Origin of the sequence: Blautia sp. MSK18_10, assembly GCF_020553185.1 — a bacterium.
GTDB lineage: Bacteria > Bacillota > Clostridia > Lachnospirales > Lachnospiraceae > Blautia_A > Blautia_A wexlerae.
Genome location: NZ_JAJCGT010000001.1, coordinates 158,039 through 174,944, shown reverse-complemented (window position 1 = coordinate 174,944; position 16,906 = coordinate 158,039). Strand labels below are relative to the sequence as shown.

Sequence of the window (16,906 nt, the reverse complement as noted above, 5' to 3'; positions counted from 1 at the left end):
GTAGAGAAGACATGAGTAAACGGAAAGACGGAAGATGGCAGCAGGCAGGAGGAATTATGGAGAGTAAAAACGAAAATGCAAAAGTTCCGTTGATCAGTAAAATCGCATATGGATTTGGCGATGTAGGATGTAATTTCAGCTGGATGTTCGTCAGTAATTTTCTCATGATTTTTTACACAGACGTATTTGGAATTAGTATGGCAGCAGTCTCTGCCCTGATGCTGTTTTCGAGATTTTGGGATGCGATCAATGATCCGATCGTGGGTGGACTGACAGATAAAACCAAAACAAAATGGGGACGTTATCGTCCATGGCTTCTCATTGCAGCTCCGATCACGGCCGTGCTTCTGATTATGACATTCTGGGCACATCCGGATTGGTCGGACAGATCAAAGGTTATCTATATGGTAATTACATACTGTCTGCTGGTACTTGGATATACTTGTGTAAATATCCCGTATGGCACCCTTTGTGGAGCAATGACACAGGATATCGATGAACGTGCAAAGATTAATACATCACGTTCAGTATCTGCAATGGTTGCAATTGGAATTATCAATATCATTACAGTTCCACTGATTGGAAAACTTGGCAGTCAAAGTGCTAAAATCGGATACCTACTGGTAGCAATCATATACGGATGTATTTTTGCAGCCTGTCATTTCTTCTGTTTCGCAAAAACAAAAGAGCAGGTGATTATGCCGGAAAAAGACAAAATATCCATAAAAGTGCAGTTAAGAGCAGTGATGCAGAACCGCCCATATATTCTGGCATTAATCGGACAGGTGTTATTCGGATTTACACTTTATGGAAGAAATGCAGATGTTTTATACTATTTCACTTATGTAGAGGGAAATGCATCCTACTATACTACATATTCCATGTGTATTATCATTCCATCCATTATCGGTGCTGCATGTTTCCAGCCGGTATTCCGAAAATTGAATAATAAAGGAAGAACTGCATCTATTTTTGCCCTTTTTACCGGAATTTCCATGCTCTGTATGTTCTTCTTCAATGTAAAAGAAACACCGGCAGCGTTCTATACACTTGCAGGAATTACACAATTCTTTTTTTCTGGATTTAACACTGCAATCTATGCGATCATTCCCGACTGCGTAGAATACGGAGAGTGGAAAACGGGCTTAAGGAATGATGGTTTTCAATATGCATTTGTGTCACTGGGAAATAAAATTGGCATGGCAATAGGAACTGCGCTACTTGCAGCACTTCTTGGAAAATATGGATATGTGGCAAATCAGGTACAGAATCCGGCTGTCCTCAGTATTATGAGACATTCCTTTACTACAATTCCGGGAGTTTTATGGATAGTGACAGCAATTGTACTGTTTTTCTATCGCCTGAATAAAAAACGTTACAATGAAATTGTAGAAGACCTGAAAAAAAATCGGGTAAAATAAAGAGTGTCGTGAAGTGAATTGCGAATATCAACAGAGTCTCCTTGAACAGCATTAAAAAATCTGCTTAAGGAGATTTTTATGTCTGGAGTTTTTGTGGTTGCATTTTTGTTTTATATGGGTATAATGGTGAGATAAGTCTGCAGATGAAAGAAAGACAATGCTGACAATATAACGAAGGAGCGGAGTATTATGCTGAAAAGATTCACCAGATATGTAACCCAGAGTGTTGCCGGAATGATCGGGATTTCCGTTTATGTTCTGGCAGATACTTTCTTTATATCTGTATATTCCGGTGCTGACGGACTGGCAGTTCTCAATTTGATCCTGCCGGTTTATGGACTGATCTATGCGATTGGGGCTATGATCGGGATTGGTTCCGCTACCAGGTATGCCATAAGCAGGGCAAAAGGAAAAAATACAGAACATTATTTTGTACAGTCAGTAACCTGGAGCATACTGGCTGCAGTTCCATTTATGCTGATCGGAATCTTTATTCCGGACAAAGCATTGGCTTTGTTGGGTGCAGATGCCGGACTGATCGGACTTGGACGAAACTATGTGAGAATTATTCTGATCGCAACACCATTCTTCATGTCAAATTATACATTTACTGCATTTGCCAGAAATGATGGAGCGCCTTCTATTGCAATGATCGGTTCCATCAGTGGAAGTATCTTTAACATTATATTTGATTATATATTCATGTTCCCGGTCGGTCTGGGATTTTCCGGAGCCGGACTGGCTACTGCAATCTGTCCGATCGTAACAATGAGCGTCTGTACCATACACTACAGAAGCAGCAGAAACCATGTAGGATTCCATTGGAAAAAACCGTCATTCAGACATCTGATTTCCTGCTGTCAGCTAGGAGTTTCCGCATTCGTCGGTGAACTGTCTTCCGGTGTGATCGCCATTGTATTTAACTTTCTGATCCTGGGAATCGCGGGAAATATGGGTGTAGCAGCCTATGGAGTTGTGGCAAACCTTTCTATCGTGGCATTTGCAATTTTTAACGGTCTGGCCCAGGGAGCACAGCCCCTGATCAGTGAAAGCTACGGAAAAGGCCAGCCCACTCAGGTAAAAAAACTTCTGAAATGGAGCCTGCTCGTATGTTTTGCTGTAGAAGCACTGATCCAATTGATCATCTGGACTTCAACCGACACGCTGATCAGCATTTTCAACAGTGAAAACAATGTTCAGTTGTTGAATTATGCACATACAGGACTGCGTCTGTATTTCCTTGGATTTATAGTGGCAGGAATCAATATTGTACTGGTGGCATATTTCTCAGCAGTAGATGAACCGAAAATCGCGATTGTCGGATCATTCCTGAGAGGAATTGTTGCTATTGTTATCTGCGCAGTTATACTTGCGAAATTATTTGGATTAAATGGAATCTGGATCTCTCTTCTTGCAGCGGAGACGGTCACATTTCTGACGATTCTGTTTCTGGCATATAAAGACAGAAGAAAAAGAATGGCAGTTGTCTGAATTTATAGCAAGTAAAGTAGAGAGCGGGAATTGCTATAGTTAAAATTTAGGAATTGTCCGGATAAGATCAGGCTGTTCAATATTAAGCAGCCTGATTTTCCGCTCAATCCCTCCGGCATAACCGGTAAGGCTTCCATCTAAACCTATAACTCTGTGGCAGGGGACGATCACAGAAACCCGGTTATGTCCAACTGCACCGCCAACTGCCTGGGCAGACATGGTTTTCAGCCCACGTTTATCAGCTATTTTGCGGGCAATCTCGCTGTAAGTAACTGTCTGACCATAAGGAATCTCCAGTAAAATATCCCACACTTCTCTCTGAAAATCTGTTCCGATCAGATGAAGCTTCGGCAGGAAATCTGGCTTTTGCCCGCTGAAATAAATATCCAACCAACGCAGAGCATCTTTTAAAATATGGTTTTCCTTTTCTTCAAAAGAAAAATCCATGTGTCCTGGAAATTCTCCAAAATACTTCTGTCCCTCAAACCAGGCTCCCACAAGCCCCATATCATCAGCAGCCAGCAGCATTCTTCCAAATGGAGACAGATAATAAGTTTTGTAAATCATAATATTTCACCCTCAACAGAAAAATAAATGACAGTAAAGAGTACTTAGCTTTTTATGAAATGCTATAGTTACAATTCATTATAAAATTTTCTCATATGAAAAGCAATAAAATCTCAGCTAGTCTGTCTTGGCATTGTTATAAATCAGGGAAATCATTTGGTTACTGTTCATTGGTAACAATCCCGCGAAGCGTGTTGCTGAGAACGGAGTGAACAGTAACATCATCTGCTTCGAGTGAGAAAGGAATTCTTGTGCAAACCTCAAATCTGATGTAAGATAAGATTACTCAGTTTGGAGGTTTTATTTTTATGTTTAACGAAATAAAGGATTTCGCTGCGCCGGAACTGGATGTATATGCCAGAACATCTGAAGTGCAGCTTTTACGATATTATGAACCGGAACCGGGAATTTTCATTGCGGAGAGTCCGAAAGTAATTGAACGAGCCCTGAATGCAGGATATCAGCCAATCTCTTTTCTGGTGGAGCATAAAGATCTGGAAGGAGAGGCACAGGAAATCCTGAAACAATATCCGGATGTGCCGGTCTATACTGCGGAATATGAACTGTTGGTCAAGTTGACCGGATTTGCTCTTACTCGCGGAATGCTCTGCGCAATGCGCAGAAATCCACTGCCATCTGTAGAGGAAATCTGCAGAAATGCCAGCCGCATAGCAGTTCTTGAAAATGTTGTAAATCCTACAAACATCGGAGCTATTTTCCGGTCAGCAGCAGCTCTCCATATGGATGCAGTACTTCTGACCGGCGGATGCAGCGATCCGCTTTATCGACGGGCAGCCAGAGTAAGCATGGGAACCGTATTCCAGATTCCCTGGACATATTTTGCTAAAAAAACCATATGGCCACAGGATGGAATGCAGCTTCTGCAAAATCTGGGATTCAAAACAGCTGCAATGGCTCTGCGTGATGATTCTGTAGGAATTGATGACAAAGCACTCCGTTCAGAAGAAAAAATGGCAGTCATTCTCGGAACTGAAGGTGACGGCCTTGCATCACAGACCATCGCAGACTGCGATTATACAGTAAAGATACCAATGTCCCACGGAGTAGATTCATTGAATGTGGCAGCAGCAAGTGCAGTGGCATTCTGGGAGCTGGGACACAGGTAAGGATATAATTTAGGAGGAAACGAAAAATGTCTTTGGAAAAAGCGAGTTCTTTGGTTATAAATTATGGTTTTATCTGTTCGCATAAAACTTTTTTTACATTTTCGATTTCTATGGGCTTTGGCAGGTGAGCGTTCATCCCAGCTGCCAGGCACTTTTCTTTATCTTTTTTGAATGCATTTGCTGTCATGGCAATAATCGGGATTTTTTTAGCATCCGGATGATTCAATGAACGGATTGAGTTGGTTGCAGTAAGCCCATCTATCACAGGCATTATGATATCCATCAGAATTGCGTCAAAATAACCTTCCGGTTTCTCCTGAAACATTCTGACTGCCTGTAATCCATTTTCTACAACTGTCAGATTCGCACCTTCATCACTCAACAGAGTTTCTGCAATTTGTTCATATCCTGCTTCATCTTTGTTGTTTCCCTGTAAAATTTCTGTTATAGATTATATCTCCCATCAGACATATGCGTCAATAAAGAGTGTTGCAAATATTTTCTCAAATTGTGTTTGACATTTTATCATCAGGTTTTTACCATAGGGAATATAAGAGGTGAAAGAACAATGAAAACGGCAGAAACTCCTGTGGGGATATTTACGATCAACAAAGTGAAAATTCCCTCAGCATATACATGTGCAGCAGAACAGAAAATAGAATATATCAGCGAAAACCATATGCAGATTATTACTATGGATCAGGCAGTGTTATTTGGAAATCAGTTATTGTCCCCGAGAATCTGTCAAAGCTGCATGAATCCTGATAAAATTACAATTTATCCACTGGAAATAGAATATATTGGGGAAAAAGTGCTTTTTACAGATCACTATAGTGTAAAAGAATGGAAAAAAAGCGATCCATTACCGGAAATCCATGAATGGTATCCGCATATAAAAAAAGCCGGATGCAACCCGTGCAGGAACTGTGGAAGATGTTAAAATTGCACACTCCTTTAAATGACAGAAATAGAATGATAGGGATTGTCATCAACAGGAAACAGGAATATAATATTTCTGTTAAGCAATATTTATCCGAAAGTAATAACTTAAATGGAGATAAAAAATGGATTACAGAAAATTCGGCGAATGCTATTACATAAGAATGGATTGTAATGATGAGATCATCAGTACAATCCTCGAAATATGTAAAAAAGAAAATATCAGATCAGCCACTTTTTCAGGGATCGGAGGATGCAAGGATGCAGAAATTCAGACCTTTATCCCAGAGACAGGCAGCTTCGAAGAACAGCGCATTTCCGGAATGCTTGAGTTGGTATCTTTAAACGGTAACGTGGTCACAGATGAAAATAATACCTGTTACCATCATACCCATGCAGTATTTTCTTATAAAGATGGTGAACGACATTGCATGGCAGCAGGTCATATGAAATCAATTACTGTACTGTATACTGCAGAAACCGAACTTCATCCGGTAACAGGCGGAACTATCCGCCGCAAATATGATCCTGAAACAGGGACTGGATTCTGGGATTTTAATTGAATCAAGTAAGTCCCATGTTTCAAGTGCGAAAAGTACTAAGCAGTGGGCGGATGTGTGTAAAGAAACAGAAAACTGATCGTTGACGGTATGATATGGAAAATGGAGGACAGAAGAATGGGTATTGTAATCAGAGAATATCAGACAGAAGACGTAACAGCAGCTATTACAATATGGAATCAGGTGGTAGAGGATGGTGTAGCATTCCCACAGGAAGAAAACCTGACAGAAGAAACAGGAGATGCTTTTTTCAAAGAGCAGACCTATACAGGAATCGCAGTAAACACTGACAACAATGAAATTGTCGGTCTCTATATCCTGCACCCGAACAATGTAGGAAGATGCGGACATATCTGTAATGCCAGCTATACAGTAAGAAGAGATTTCCGTGGTGAACACATTGGCGAGAAACTGGTTCTTGACTGCCTTGCACAGGCAAAGGAAAAAGGCTTTCGTGTTATGCAGTTCAATGCAGTGGTTGCAAATAACACCCATGCATTACATTTATATGAAAGAATCGGTTTTACCAGACTTGGCGTAATTCCCCAGGGATTTAGAATGCCGGATGGACATTATGAAGATATTATTCCGCATTATTATGTGCTGTAGAGAGTAAAAATATACTGTAGAAAAGTTTTGAAGCCGTTTTCAGGATATGGAAAAGGAACAGTTTATTGAGAGTGTACAGAATTTAACACGAGTTCTATATACTCTTTTTTGTTAAAAATGAAACTTTTTGCTCTTTAACAGGATATATAAGAATGTAAAGGTTAAAGGCTTTTAATTTTTGAAAGTATTAAAAAGAAAGTAGGATTGATATGACAGATGAAGCAGAGCTTTTGCAACGTCTCAGGAACAGAGAAAAAATTCAATAGATGAAGCAAACGACTATGAGATTAAAAAAGAAAATATTACCTTTGTTGATAGCTGCAACACTTACAATTGGAGTTACTGCTGTGGCAGCAACAGGAAAGATTTCAATGTGGACAGGTTCATCTGCATCACGTGCTGATTATACATCTCTTCCAACGTTAGAACAGGTTACAAAGGATATTGGGTATAGAACGGTATTGATTGATACTTTTGAGAACGGGTACTGCTTCAAAAAGGGCAATATTATAAAAAACAGTTTTAAGGACGACAATGCAAATGTAATTGAGAAGTTTAAATCTGTGTCCTTTGATTATCAGAAGAATGGAGATGTTGTATCGTTTGAACAGCAGAAATTTAACTCAAAACTTATTCCGTCAGGTGATATTATTGCCACTGTAAATGGAACAAATCTGTATTATGTACATTATATAAATAAAGTGGTATCGGATGATTATGAATTGACAGAACAGGATAAAAAAGACCAGGCCAGTGGAAAACTTGTATTCAGTTACGATGACAGCGCTTCTCAGATTGATGTCAGTCAGGTTCAAAGCGTTAACTGGAATAAAGATGACATCCAGTATGATTTGCTGCAAATAGATGGAAAATTATCTGCCGGAGAACTTGCAGATATGGCGAAAGAGGTTATTAATAATAGAAGATAAAGAAAAAAGGGGCTGTCTATTTCAAGACAGCTCCTTTGGTATATTTATGATATAAAGTTAAATGATATAGGTTATTCGAAACGAGGAATTGTAATAACTTCTCCACCCTTCATAGCGGATTCGTGCGCACAGATTCCTGTACCTGTCCAGTAAGCACCCATGATGTCGTCAATAGCAGGTTTACGTTCTTCCAGAATGGAACGAATGAATTCATGTACAAGGTGTGGATGGGAACCACCGTGACCCCCACCCTGGGTAAAGGAGAGATGGGTGTTCTCATTGTTATATACTGTGTTGGTGGTGAAGGATGCGATTTCCTTCGGAAGAAGGTGTGCATAATCCGGGATCTGGATTCTTTTTTCCACAATCTCTGATCCACGACTGGATTTTTCGCTGTCTTCATCCAGAATGTCCACTTTCTCCAGTTCTCCTGTACGGGTAAAGAGAACAGGATCTTCATCAGCAAGCTGCTGCCATTCGAAGCTCTCGTTTTCACCGTATACTCGGAAGCATTCGGAATAGCTTCTGGCTACACCGTAGAGGAAACGTTCCATTTCAATAGTTACATCGCTATCCTGAAGAGAAATAAATGCGGATTCGAATGCAAACGGGCAGCCGTATTTGTCAGCCAGTTCTTTGCGGATTTTTCCGGAACCTCTTGCGTAAACCTTGTCTGGAAGATGGCCTGCGAGCATCAGACAAGGAGCAACTGCATGTGTCGGATGCATCAGTGGCGGGAAGCCTTCCCAGTATTCCGGCCATCCTTCCATATCCTGGTAATGTGCACAGGTCATGTACTGGAGGCGTCCAAGTTCGCCCTTCTTATAAAGCTCCTGGATATAGAGGAACTCTCTCTGGAAAATCGTTGTTTCCATAAACATATAATTTTTGCCGGAGGCCTTGCGGGCTGCAATGATGTCATTTAATTCCTGGATGCTCATTCCCATAGGAATTGTACAGCCACAATGTTTACCTGCATTTAAGACGCGTACAGAAAACGGAGCATGTGTTGCTGGCGGTGTTACAAGATGAACTGCATCAATTTCAGGAATATCCAGTACATCCTGCAGATCTGTGAAACAGCGTTCATCAGGAATGCTGTATCGTTCTTTTGCAATATTCAGAAGTTTCTCATTTTTATCTACGATATACACCTTATCAATATCAGGATGTTTACAGTAGATAGCAACGAATTCAAGCCCGAAGCTTAAGCCTACTAAAGCAACATTCAGTTTTTTCATGATGGAAAACCCTCCTTAAAAATAGTAGAAAAAATAGTAAAAAGTTAGTTAGGAATAAAATCCACAGGATGTCAGGAATCCTGCATCTGTCTTTTATGCTTGTGATTATACGTGATGAGAAGAGAAATGAGAATAAAGATAATTTAGATGTTTGACCCCAAAAAGATAAAAATAATACCAGTTCCGGAAAGCTCTACTTTTTTTAGAAAAGATGGAAAAAGAAAGAATAATATCGTTATTCAAAAATCAGGGATTTCATGTTTTAATAAGTGCATAGCAGAACAATCGATTGGAAAGCAGATCAGAAATACAGAGATATAAGAGAGAAGATGAGAAGATGAGAAGGAGGAACTATATAATGAAGAAAAGAGCATTAGCTGTTATGTTGGCAGGGGCTATGGTTTTGGGCGCACAGACAGGTGTGTGGGCTGCATCCGATACTTCAGATCAGAAAGAAGGAGAATTGACACTTCTGATGGTAAATGACTGGATCGATGAGACAGGAGCAAAAGGGGAAGAGCTTACGAAAGTGATCAAACAATATGAAGAAGAGAATCCAGGGGTGGAGATCACATTGCAGGGAGCTTCCCAGCAGGATATTAAGGAATCTTTCCAGACAGCAGCTCTGGCAGGAGGCGGAGCAGACATTGTAATGATGGACAATTCCGGACATGCCATTGACCTTGCAGCAATGGGACTTCTGTATCCACTGGAAGATATTACCACAGCCGATGAGCTTACTGCGCAGTATCAGGAAGGACCACTCAATTCCGGCAAATTTGAGGGTAAATATTATTCCGTGCCATGGTATATGGACTGTACGGGTCTCTATTATAATAAAGAACGTCTGGAGGAACTGGGAATCGATGTTCCTACAACATGGGAAGAACTTTCTGATGCAGTAGATAAAGCAAAAGAAGCCGGATATGGCGGTATTATTACTTATCAGAGTGCATATGCTTTTTATTCATTTTTCTATCAGAATGAATGCCCAGTCATTGATACAAGTGGAGATATCCCGCAGGTAGTGATCGACAATAAGGAGGGAAAAGAGGCATGGAATTATATTTGTGATCTGATCTCCAAAGGCGGTTTGGTAGAGTCTTTTAAAGAAGCAACTACATGGGACAAAGTATATGAAAGTTTTGCAAATGGAGAAGCAACCTTCCTGTTGGGCGGAGACTGGTGCTCCAGCGGAGTAGAAAATATTAATCCGGATTTGGATTACGGCATTGCTCCGATGGTAAAAGGAAAAACAGAAGCAACTGTACTGGGAGGATGGACCTGGAATATTAATACCAACTGCAAAAATCCGGAACTTGCTTATGACCTGATTCAGTATCTGAATTCAGAAAAAGGAGATTCTCTTCTTGGCGTAGAAGGAAAGATTTCAGCACGTAAAGACTTCGACTATGACAAAGCACTGGAAGGAAATGACAAACTGAAAGTCTTTACAGAGGAATTTCCGTATACAGAAGCAAGACCTGCTGTTATCAATGAGAAATCCATCGATGAACTGATCACCAATGCCATCCTGGAAGTAGACTACGGACAGTCATCAGCTGAAGATGCGCTGACTTCTCTTACCCAGAAGCTCAATGAAAACATTGCATCTAATTATCAGTAAAAATATCCGGGAAACAAACATGAAATAATAACAGAGGCGCTGGCGTGAAATGTCGGCAGCGCTTCTTCGTTGAGAAGGGAGGAAGATCATGTCCAAAATATGTAGAAAAGAAGGTCTGGAGCTGAGAAAAAATCTTCCGGGATATCTTCTGATGGCACCTGCAGTGATTGCGATTCTGGCGCTTTCCGTGTATCCTCTTTTCAGAGGTATTTATCTGAGTTTCTTAAATTATAACCTTGTACGCCCCAATGATCCTGCATTTAATACTTTTGCAGGTTTGCAGAATTATATTGATATTTTTAAAGATAAAGTGTTCATACAGTCTATTGGAAATACAGTAAAGTGGACAGTGATAAACCTTGTAGTGCAGCTTGTGGCAGCCATGCTTCTTGCGCTTGCACTGAACCAAAAGCTGAAAGGAAGATCCGTATACAGAACCTTGATCCTGGTTCCATGGGCAGTTCCTCACGCCATAGCAGCCATGACCTTTACTTTTTTATACAATGCAAATGTAGGTATCATTAATATCCTGGCAGTGAAACTGGGAATGATTACAGAATCTGTGTCCTGGCTTGGAAATGTGGGATCAGCGTTCTGGTGTGTGGTTCTGGTAGCAATCTGGAAGGGAATTCCTTTTCAGATGATCTTTATTCTGGCTGCACTGCAGGGAATTTCCGGGGATGTGTATGAGAGTGCGGAAATAGATGGTGCCAGTCGTTGGCAGTGTTTTTGGAAAATCACACTTCCGATCATTAAAGAGCCTCTGGCTATTTCAACCATTTTGAACCTGATCGGTATTGTGTCCTGTTTTAACACCATCTGGCTGATGACCAAAGGTGGACCGCTGTACAGCACAGAGATCATTTACACCTATGCATACAGAAGAGCATTTATTGACCATAATTTCGGAACTGCAGCAGCTGCATCCGTGGTATTGTTTGTATTCATGGCTGTTTTTTCCGGAGTTTATCTGAAGATGGTAAGTGAGAAAGAATGAATAGGGAGGAGGAAAATATATGCTTGCAAAACAACGAAATGAAGCCATAAGGCATGTGATCGCCTATGTGTTTACAATAGTCATGGTTTTCCTTGCAGTGACTCCGTTTATCTACGTGGTGCTGACTGCCCTGAAAACAAAAGAACAGATTTATGACCCATCCCAGATCATACCGACGCATATCACATTTGACAATTTCAGACATGTACTGTTTCAGTCGAATTTCGTAAGATATTTTATGAACAGTATTTTTATTACACTGGTCACAACACTGATCTGTATGATATTATCAGTAATGGCAGCATATGGACTTACCAGATATAAAATCGCAGGTGCCGGGAAGATCAAGATGGCGGTTCTTATGACAAGAATGTTTCCGGGAATCCTGTTGTGTATTCCTTACTATATTATTATGAAACAGTTGAACCTGATTGACAGTTATACAGGACTGATTCTGATGTACTGCTCCTTTACCCTGCCTTTTGCCATATGGAATACCTGTGCATTTTTTATTTCCATCCCATGGGAGCTGGAGGAAGCTGCCAGGATCGACGGATGCAGTAGGTTGACATCATTCTTTCATGTGATCATCCATGTGGCCAAACCGGGACTTTTTGTCACGGCCCTGTTCTGTTTCATGACATCTTGGGATGAATATATGTATGCGTCTATTTTTATTAATACAACTTCAAAGAAAACCATTCAGGTCGGTATGCAGGATTTCATAGGACAGTATTCTGTAGACTGGGGACTGCTGATGTCAGCGGTGGTGATCAGCCTGATACCGATCCTGATCTTCTTTGCACTGGTACAGAAGAATCTGGTACAAGGACTTTCTGCCGGTGCAGTGAAAGGATAAAACACAGATCAGATGTAGAAAGAGGAAATTTGCGTATGGGTTTCAAACGTAAAAATCCGGGTAACCAGAGCATAAGGAGGCAGCTCACATTTTATATGGGATTTTTTGTGGTGCTGCCGCTGTGCCTGGCTTTGATGCTTCTGAATTTCTATCTTCAGAAGGTTACCACGGAAAATAAGATTAACAATGAAACAAATCTGCTGTCCCAGATCAGAGACAATGCGGATCAGATGATCGAGGTGACAAATTATGCCACCAGTATGCTGATGACAAACAAAAATACGCTGAAGAACCTGCGGACTTTAGAACAAGACGGGGATTCCTACGAGATTTATCAGGCGAAAAGAGAACTTTCCAATGATATTTCGAATGTAGAGAGCTCCGTCTTAAATGCCGTTAACGGAAAAGTAGCCATTCTTACGAAAACAGGATATGTGATTGGTTCCTACGCATTAAGCAGGACAGAGACAGATTATGAGAAAGAACAGTGGTATCAGGAGGTTCTGAAGAATGGAAGAAAGACGACCTACAGTACCGGCATCGGGGAAATTTTTCAGGAAATGACCATATATGACAACGTACAGAAATATCTCTATATGGGACGTGAGATCCTGGATTATTCCGGCAAAAATCTGGGAGTTATGCTGATCCGCCTGTCTGAGACGAACATCTGGGGAAAACTGGCAGCAAGCAAGGTGACAGAGGAAGGCGGTGCCATTTATATCCTGGACAGAAACAATAATATACTGATGGGATATAATGAGAAATATCAGAAACAGCTGAAAGAGCTGGGAGAACAGGAGTCTGTAAAAGAGATTTCTGAGAAGGAGATCATTACCGGTAACCTGGAAGATGATTTCTACTATATAGCAGGTGAATTGGAAAATGCGTCCAATAAACTGGTCTATCTTGTGCCACGGGAAATTTTCCTGAAGGAAAACAGAAAGATTCTCCAGCATATTCTGGAAATGGTATTGCTGGTAATCGGATTCACGGTCTGTACTATGTTATATTTTTCCAGAAGGCTCGCCAGACCTCTGGTTGAAGTGGCACAGACTCTGGAAAAAGCTCCCAATGGAATGGCAGTTCTGGAGGAACCCAGAGGTTCTTTCAAGGAGATGAGCAAATTTGTATCCTGCTATAACCAGGCTGGGAAAAAGATCGAAGAGCTTCTGGAAAAAGTAGAAAGAGAGAGCAGATTAAAAGAAAAAGCCCATTATGAGATGCTCATGTCGCAGATTTCCCCTCATTTTATCTTTAACACGGTTAATTCCATAAGGATCATGGCCATAAAAGAAGGACAGGACCGTGCAGGGGGGAATGAAAACACGGAGAAAGCACTGGAAGCACTGGGAGATATTTTGCATGCAGTTTACAGTAACAAAAACGGCATGACTACTGTGGGACAGGAAACGGCACTTCTGAAAGCATATGTAGATATCATGCAGATGCGGTTTGGAAGTTCGTTTCAGTATTATAATGTAATTCCAACAGAACTATTCTATTATGAAATCCCTGCATTTACCATGCAGCCGATTGTAGAAAATGCGATTCTGCACGGAGTAAAAGGTGTGCCAGCAGGGCAGATTATAGTCTCTGCAATAGAGTATGAGAATGATTTTGTCATATCTGTATTCAATAATGGAAATTCTGCGGATAAAAAGAAGATTGAAGATCTTCTGAAGGGAGAGAAGAACCAGAGAGCTGTGACGGGGATCGGGCTTTACAATGTAAATTCCAGACTGAAGCTGTTGTACGGCGAATCTTATGGACTGATCTATAATGAAAAGGTCAGAAATGGTTTCGAAATATGGGTTCGTCTTCCAAAAAAAATTACAGAATCAGAAGAAAGGTGATAAAATAGGATAAAAAGATAGCAATTATTATCCGGATGAAGGGAAGAACATTCTATGAAAAAGGTATTGATCGTAGAGGATGAAATTCTGGCAAGACTTGGACTGCGTCAGCTTGTAGACTGGAAGAAACTGGATCTGGAACTGCTGCCGGATGCAACAGATGGAGAAGAAGCATTGGAAATGATCCGGAACAGCCGTCCGGATATCATTCTTCTTGATCTGAATATCCCCAGAGTCAGCGGGCTAGAAATTCTGGAATTTTTGAAGAAAGAAGAAATGCAAACCAGAGTAATCGTGGTAAGCTGCCAGGAAGAATTCGATGTTGTAAAGAAGGCAATGAAGTTGGGGGCGTATGATTATCTGCGAAAACTGAATCTGAGTTCTGATGAACTGGAAAGTATTCTGGAAAAGTGTCTGGGAGAAACAGAAGAAAGAAATAAGGTGCATATGCAGGGAATACGTGAGATCCGTTATGAAGAGATTATGAGAGACAGCAGAGATATTTTTGCAGGTACCTGTAATTATCAGACATTAATCTGTATACTGGCGAAAGATACAGAAGAGTTGTCCGGGGTTATGGAAATGATCCATAAATGGGCAGAAACCGAACTCAGGGAAGGTCTGCAGATTCAGAAGGGAAATCAGTATGGATATTTCCTGCTGAAAGAAAAACCGGAAAGATCTGTTTATATGGAATTAAAGAAAAGGGCAGAGCGGAAAACAGGCAGAGAACTGTACATGGGAATCTTTGAAGGTTGCATGGAAAAAACTGCGGATCTTGTTCGGGCTGCTGCGATGGCCGAGCAGATACAGCTTTTCAGTTATTATGATAAAGAAGAGAAACTGGTGTTTTTTCAGAAGAAGATTGAAACAGAAGGTCATAGTCCACGAGGAATGCATGGATATCTGGATTCCCTAAAAGAGAAGATTCGAAGTTTTGACAGAGAAAAAGTTGAACAGGAGCTGTATGGAATCTTCGGACTGATCCGACAGGAGCCTTATGTCAGTATCAATGTGCTGAGAAGAAATTTTATGGATATTTTGGGAATTTATTCCCTGGTTGCACAGTCATTGGACGGCGCACTGGAAGAAATAGAGTTGGATGGTGATAATTGTCATTATCAGAAAATCATGATGATGGAAAGCCTCAGGGAAATAGAAAAATGGTTTCTGAAATTTAATGATATTTTTATGGAAAAATTCTGGATTGCCTACAAATGCAGTAGATCTGAAATCCTGCAGAAAGTAGTAAAATATATAGAAGCGCATATCACGGAACCAATCCATCTGTCAGATGCAGCTGCTGAAACAGGAGTTTCCTCAGCTTATCTCAGCACCATGTTCAAAAAAGAAATCGGTTATAATTTCATAGAATATGTAAACCTCCGAAAAATAGAACTGGCCAGACAAATGCTTCAGGATGGAAAAATGGTCTATGAAGTCTCAGAACTTCTTGGATTCGAAAATAGCACTTATTTCTCCAGAGTGTTTAAACGCTATACAGATGTATCGCCGGATACTTATCGGAAACAAATGTAAACTGAATTCAGATAAATAAGTTGACAATTCTCCGCGCCTATGATATAAAAAGAAAGTCAAAACCAATCATCAACAGGGAAAGAGGAGAGTCTTATTATGAGTCAGTCATATGCAAAAAGCCCTGCTGCAGAGAGAAAATTTACAACCAGAGAAATGGTACTGGTTGGTATGTTTGCAGCAGTTCTTGCAGTAATATCACAGATTTCACTGCCAATGCCTACCGGTGTACCGATCACCATTCAGGTATTTGGTGTAGCACTTGTAGGCGCAGTACTTGGTTCCAGGCTTGGAACTACAGCAACACTGGTTTACGTTCTGTTAGGAGCCATCGGTCTTCCAATCTTTGCTAACTTCTCAGGCGGAATCAGCAGCATCGTAGGAGTTACAGGAGGATACATCTGGGCATGGCCAATCATGACCTGGCTCTGCGGAATCCGTCCGAAAACAGAGAACAAGACAAAGAATCTTGCAATCTCAATCGTATTCGCACTGATCGGACTTCTGATCGTTGAGACAATCGGTGGTCTGCAGTGGCACTTTGTGGGAGGCTCCATGAGCATCCCGGCAATCGCAGTATACTCCTTAACAGCATTTATTCCAAAGGATATTGTGATCACAGTTCTTGCAGTACTGATCGCAATTCCCATCAGAAAAGGAATCAACAATGCAGGAAACCACTGATAAAAGTAACAGGTTAAAGAATAGCCTGCCGGAAGACAATCTGGTAAAGCAGGAAAACATAAAGATTCACGGAATCGGACTTGATAAAGCAGGACGGTGTACACACTATCACACACAGCTTGACATAGCTGCATTGCTTTGTGCGAAATGCAGGAAATATTACGCATGCTATTCCTGCCACGATGAACTGGAAGACCATTCATTTGTTGCAACAACACCGGAAGAAGTTTATCCTGTTTTATGCGGAAACTGTGGCAGGAAACTTACACTTCAGGAATACAAAAAAGGCAGCTGCCCTTACTGCCACGCAGGATTTAATCCAAAATGCAGTTTACATGAGAATATTTATTTCTGTTGTACAAATACAGAGAATACAAAATAGCAAAAAATTTTGTATTCTCTTTTTATTTGTCAAAAAATCTGATATACTGATTAAAGTTAGAATAAACTAACTAAACAAATA

The 16,906-nt window shown here is 40.7% G+C and carries 17 protein-coding genes; 14 read left to right on the top strand and 3 right to left on the bottom strand.

What is annotated here, in order from left to right:
- The first annotated feature begins 56 nt into the window (after positions 1–56).
- On the top strand, positions 57–1,421 hold the full coding sequence (locus LI074_RS00760; protein WP_173697612.1) for an MFS transporter: 1,365 nt from the start codon (positions 57–59) through the stop codon (positions 1,419–1,421).
- A gap of 189 nt (positions 1,422–1,610) precedes the next feature.
- Entirely contained in the window at positions 1,611–2,912 is a 1,302-nt protein-coding gene (locus LI074_RS00755) for an MATE family efflux transporter (protein ID WP_173697594.1), read from the top strand.
- A gap of 39 nt (positions 2,913–2,951) precedes the next feature.
- On the opposite strand, the gene LI074_RS00750 is transcribed toward LI074_RS00755, so the two are convergent.
- The gene (locus LI074_RS00750; RefSeq protein WP_173697593.1) at positions 2,952–3,479 is read right to left on the bottom strand and encodes a methylated-DNA--[protein]-cysteine S-methyltransferase; all 528 of its coding nucleotides are present in this window, start codon (positions 3,477–3,479) and stop codon (positions 2,952–2,954) included.
- A gap of 308 nt (positions 3,480–3,787) precedes the next feature.
- Here LI074_RS00750 and LI074_RS00745 point away from each other — a divergent pair, with 308 nt between their 5' ends.
- Positions 3,788–4,606 carry a TrmH family RNA methyltransferase gene (locus LI074_RS00745; protein WP_173697592.1) on the top strand — a complete coding sequence of 273 codons (819 nt, stop codon included), beginning with the start codon at positions 3,788–3,790 and terminating at the stop codon, positions 4,604–4,606.
- A gap of 61 nt (positions 4,607–4,667) precedes the next feature.
- Here the strand turns inward: LI074_RS00745 and LI074_RS00740 are convergent, their stop codons facing one another.
- Complete coding sequence (locus LI074_RS00740; RefSeq protein ID WP_081018832.1) at positions 4,668–5,045, bottom strand: response regulator; 378 nt, start codon at positions 5,043–5,045, stop codon at positions 4,668–4,670.
- A 129-nt stretch (positions 5,046–5,174) separates the two neighbouring features.
- Here LI074_RS00740 and LI074_RS00735 point away from each other — a divergent pair, with 129 nt between their 5' ends.
- The 4 genes from LI074_RS00735 to LI074_RS00720 all read left to right on the top strand — a co-directional run bounded on the left by LI074_RS00735 (position 5,175) and on the right by LI074_RS00720 (position 7,643).
- Positions 5,175–5,546 (top strand): hypothetical protein, encoded by a 372-nt coding sequence (locus LI074_RS00735; RefSeq protein WP_008706364.1) that lies wholly within the window; start codon positions 5,175–5,177, stop codon positions 5,544–5,546.
- Between the two features lie 124 nt (positions 5,547–5,670).
- Positions 5,671–6,108 (top strand): PPC domain-containing DNA-binding protein, encoded by a 438-nt coding sequence (locus LI074_RS00730; protein ID WP_008706366.1) that lies wholly within the window; start codon positions 5,671–5,673, stop codon positions 6,106–6,108.
- A 114-nt stretch (positions 6,109–6,222) separates the two neighbouring features.
- Positions 6,223–6,714: a GNAT family N-acetyltransferase gene (locus LI074_RS00725; protein WP_020993638.1), complete on the top strand. Its 492-nt coding sequence runs from the start codon at positions 6,223–6,225 to the stop codon at positions 6,712–6,714.
- Between the two features lie 281 nt (positions 6,715–6,995).
- Complete coding sequence (locus tag LI074_RS00720) at positions 6,996–7,643, top strand: hypothetical protein (RefSeq protein WP_242832773.1); 648 nt, start codon at positions 6,996–6,998, stop codon at positions 7,641–7,643.
- A gap of 71 nt (positions 7,644–7,714) precedes the next feature.
- On the opposite strand, the gene LI074_RS00715 is transcribed toward LI074_RS00720, so the two are convergent.
- Positions 7,715–8,884, bottom strand: coding sequence for a Gfo/Idh/MocA family protein (locus LI074_RS00715; RefSeq protein WP_008706370.1), 1,170 nt, complete (start codon positions 8,882–8,884; stop codon positions 7,715–7,717).
- Between the two features lie 358 nt (positions 8,885–9,242).
- Between LI074_RS00715 and LI074_RS00710 the strand changes: the two genes are divergently transcribed.
- The 7 genes from LI074_RS00710 (at position 9,243) to LI074_RS00680 (ending at position 16,825) form a co-directional block, all read left to right on the top strand.
- Positions 9,243–10,511 (top strand): ABC transporter substrate-binding protein, encoded by a 1,269-nt coding sequence (locus LI074_RS00710; RefSeq protein ID WP_020993637.1) that lies wholly within the window; start codon positions 9,243–9,245, stop codon positions 10,509–10,511.
- Positions 10,512–10,599: 88 nt separating this feature from the next.
- Complete coding sequence (locus LI074_RS00705) at positions 10,600–11,508, top strand: carbohydrate ABC transporter permease (protein ID WP_008706372.1); 909 nt, start codon at positions 10,600–10,602, stop codon at positions 11,506–11,508.
- A gap of 19 nt (positions 11,509–11,527) precedes the next feature.
- A complete protein-coding gene (locus LI074_RS00700; RefSeq protein ID WP_008706373.1) occupies positions 11,528–12,367 on the top strand; it encodes a carbohydrate ABC transporter permease in 840 nt (279 codons plus the stop codon).
- A gap of 35 nt (positions 12,368–12,402) precedes the next feature.
- A complete protein-coding gene (locus LI074_RS00695; protein WP_008706374.1) occupies positions 12,403–14,223 on the top strand; it encodes a cache domain-containing sensor histidine kinase in 1,821 nt (606 codons plus the stop codon).
- A 54-nt stretch (positions 14,224–14,277) separates the two neighbouring features.
- Entirely contained in the window at positions 14,278–15,762 is a 1,485-nt protein-coding gene (locus LI074_RS00690) for a response regulator transcription factor (protein ID WP_008706375.1), read from the top strand.
- A gap of 96 nt (positions 15,763–15,858) precedes the next feature.
- Positions 15,859–16,443 (top strand): biotin transporter BioY, encoded by a 585-nt coding sequence (locus LI074_RS00685; protein WP_008706376.1) that lies wholly within the window; start codon positions 15,859–15,861, stop codon positions 16,441–16,443.
- A complete protein-coding gene (locus LI074_RS00680; RefSeq protein WP_008706377.1) occupies positions 16,427–16,825 on the top strand; it encodes a CHY zinc finger protein in 399 nt (132 codons plus the stop codon). Before LI074_RS00685 ends, LI074_RS00680 begins: the two co-directional genes overlap by 17 nt.
- Positions 16,826–16,906 lie beyond the last annotated feature (81 nt).

Excerpts from the sequence above, each read along its gene's own strand:
- LI074_RS00760 (WP_173697612.1), top strand. The coding sequence starts at position 57 with ATGGAGAGTAAAAACGAAAATGCAAAAGTTCCGTTGATCAGTAAAATC.
- LI074_RS00755 (WP_173697594.1), top strand. The coding sequence starts at position 1,611 with ATGCTGAAAAGATTCACCAGATATGTAACCCAGAGTGTTGCCGGAATG.
- LI074_RS00750 (WP_173697593.1), bottom strand. The coding sequence starts at position 3,479 with ATGATTTACAAAACTTATTATCTGTCTCCATTTGGAAGAATGCTGCTG.
- LI074_RS00745 (WP_173697592.1), top strand. The coding sequence starts at position 3,788 with ATGTTTAACGAAATAAAGGATTTCGCTGCGCCGGAACTGGATGTATAT.
- LI074_RS00735 (WP_008706364.1), top strand. The coding sequence starts at position 5,175 with ATGAAAACGGCAGAAACTCCTGTGGGGATATTTACGATCAACAAAGTG.
- LI074_RS00730 (WP_008706366.1), top strand. The coding sequence starts at position 5,671 with ATGGATTACAGAAAATTCGGCGAATGCTATTACATAAGAATGGATTGT.
- LI074_RS00725 (WP_020993638.1), top strand. The coding sequence starts at position 6,223 with ATGGGTATTGTAATCAGAGAATATCAGACAGAAGACGTAACAGCAGCT.
- LI074_RS00720 (WP_242832773.1), top strand. The coding sequence starts at position 6,996 with ATGAGATTAAAAAAGAAAATATTACCTTTGTTGATAGCTGCAACACTT.
- LI074_RS00715 (WP_008706370.1), bottom strand. The coding sequence starts at position 8,884 with ATGAAAAAACTGAATGTTGCTTTAGTAGGCTTAAGCTTCGGGCTTGAA.
- LI074_RS00710 (WP_020993637.1), top strand. The coding sequence starts at position 9,243 with ATGAAGAAAAGAGCATTAGCTGTTATGTTGGCAGGGGCTATGGTTTTG.
- LI074_RS00705 (WP_008706372.1), top strand. The coding sequence starts at position 10,600 with ATGTCCAAAATATGTAGAAAAGAAGGTCTGGAGCTGAGAAAAAATCTT.
- LI074_RS00700 (WP_008706373.1), top strand. The coding sequence starts at position 11,528 with ATGCTTGCAAAACAACGAAATGAAGCCATAAGGCATGTGATCGCCTAT.
- LI074_RS00695 (WP_008706374.1), top strand. The coding sequence starts at position 12,403 with ATGGGTTTCAAACGTAAAAATCCGGGTAACCAGAGCATAAGGAGGCAG.
- LI074_RS00690 (WP_008706375.1), top strand. The coding sequence starts at position 14,278 with ATGAAAAAGGTATTGATCGTAGAGGATGAAATTCTGGCAAGACTTGGA.
- LI074_RS00685 (WP_008706376.1), top strand. The coding sequence starts at position 15,859 with ATGAGTCAGTCATATGCAAAAAGCCCTGCTGCAGAGAGAAAATTTACA.
- LI074_RS00680 (WP_008706377.1), top strand. The coding sequence starts at position 16,427 with ATGCAGGAAACCACTGATAAAAGTAACAGGTTAAAGAATAGCCTGCCG.